Raw genomic sequence first — 1,922 nt, forward strand, 5'->3', positions numbered from 1 at the left:
CCAATGATGAACATCCACTTTAAACTCATTCGGCACCACTTTAAGCATATTCAGTTCAACTTGATCGACATTTTTGCCTGGGGCAAATTTAGTCCGGTTTGCTAACCTAAAAATATGCGTGTCAATGGCAATGGTTGGCCAGCCAAAAGGTAATTATGCTAGACAGGCGCAAAGGTTTGCATTCGTATTCATGTTAATGGACTGTTTAAAATAATGTCGCTACATCGTATATTCTTTGAACTTAATCGTTTAAGGTGTTCCACAAATGAAAAAACTTACGCTCATATTACTGCTTTTAGGGCTGTGTGCTTGTACTAATATAAGTAAAAAAACTAAGACAACGAATATTTCCTCAAATTATGTTCCGCAAGAATATGTGAAGTTAACGCATCCTCAGTGGAGTAAGAATGCAAGTTTTTATCAAATTAATACGCGACAGTTCACGCCTGAAGGAACATTTGCAGCCGCTGAGCATCAACTACCACGATTAAAAGAACTTGGCGTCGATATTCTTTGGTTAATGCCGATTCATCCGATTGGCGAAGAAAACAGAAAAGGGTCGCTGGGTAGCCCTTATTCAGTAAAAGATTACTACGGTGTTAACCCTGAGTTTGGTACTTTAGATGACTTAAAAAGCTTTGTTAATGCTGCTCACGAATTAGGTATGTACGTTATTTTAGATTGGGTCGCGAATCATAGTGCCTGGGATAATGAATTAAGGCATAAGCACCCAAATTGGTATACAAAAAATTCGCAAGGCAATTTTCAACCTACGCCTTGGTGGGATTGGTCAGACATAATAGACTTTGATTATAACGTACCAGAAATGCGTGAATACATGACTGATGCAATGAAGTATTGGGTCAAAGAAGCTAACATTGATGGTTATCGATGTGATGTAGCAGGTTTTGTTCCTCTAGATTTTTGGGAAAACGTTAGGTCAGAGCTAGACGCGATCAAGCCTGTTTTTATGTTAGCTGAATGGGAGATGCGGGATTTACATGCTAAAGCTTTTGATGCTACTTATGCATGGTCTTGGCAGGAAGCTATTCATGATATTTTAAGTGGTCACGCTGATCTAAATAGGTTGTTTGTATACTATTCATGGAATGAGGGAGCTTACCCAAAAAATAGCTACCGGATGACGTATGTTTCAAATCACGATGCTAATTCGTGGGAAGGTACCGTATTTGAACGTTATGGTAGTGAAGAAAAAGTAGCGACAGCTATTGTATTGTCTATTGTCGGTGAAGGTATGCCATTAATTTATAATGGACTTGAAGCTGGGAATAATAAGCGGCTTGAGTTTTTCGAAAAAGATCCTATTAAATGGAAAGAGCATGAGTTTAAGCCATTGATTCAGAAGCTCTTAGCTTTACAGAAACAAAATAGTGCGTTATGGCATGGCAAGTATGGCGCGAGAATGGAACGTATTTATAATACTAACCCGACTGAAGTGTTTAGTTTTGTACGCGAAAATACCAAAGATAAAGTGTTTGTTGTGATTAATTTTTCTGATAAAGAGCAAGATATTCAATTTATGGGGCTACAAACAGCTGGAGTATATACAGAGCTATTTAGCAAACAAAAGGTAACGCTTACTGAAGACACAAGCCTTAAGTTGGCGCCTTGGGAGTATAGAGTTTATGTTCAGTAATAATTAAAGGTTAAGCGGCTATTTAAGGTTTTCAAATTAAGATAATCATGCGAGTAGCACATATTTAAGTTATTCGCATGATCATCAATATATTTCAATTAAAAATTAGCTTACTCAGTCTTATCTTTAAACTCACACAAGTCTTCGATAATACAGGAGCCGCAACGGGGTTTTCTGGCTAAGCAAGTGTACCGTCCGTGAAGAATAAACCAATGATGAACATCCACTTTAAACTCATTCGGCACCACTTTAAGCATATTCAGTT

1 protein-coding gene and 2 pseudogenes are annotated in these 1,922 nt (G+C 37.7%); 1 reads left to right on the top strand and 2 read right to left on the bottom strand.

All coding sequences use genetic code 11. From position 1 onward, the window contains the following. Positions 1-147: pseudogene (locus H5114_RS20195) on the bottom strand (endonuclease III); the annotation flags it as partial. Between the two features lie 118 nt (positions 148-265). Between H5114_RS20195 and H5114_RS20200 the strand changes: the two are divergent. Then, positions 266-1,657 (top strand): alpha-amylase family glycosyl hydrolase, encoded by a 1,392-nt coding sequence (locus H5114_RS20200; RefSeq protein WP_182723882.1) that lies wholly within the window; start codon positions 266-268, stop codon positions 1,655-1,657. Positions 1,658-1,767: 110 nt separating this feature from the next. Here H5114_RS20200 and H5114_RS20205 read toward each other — a convergent pair. Next, positions 1,768-1,922, bottom strand: a pseudogene (locus H5114_RS20205) (endonuclease III); the annotation flags it as partial.

The organism is Shewanella sp. SR43-8, from assembly GCF_014163775.1.
GTDB lineage: Bacteria > Pseudomonadota > Gammaproteobacteria > Enterobacterales > Shewanellaceae > Shewanella > Shewanella vesiculosa.

Excerpts from the sequence above, each read along its gene's own strand:
- H5114_RS20200 (WP_182723882.1), top strand. The coding sequence starts at position 266 with ATGAAAAAACTTACGCTCATATTACTGCTTTTAGGGCTGTGTGCTTGT.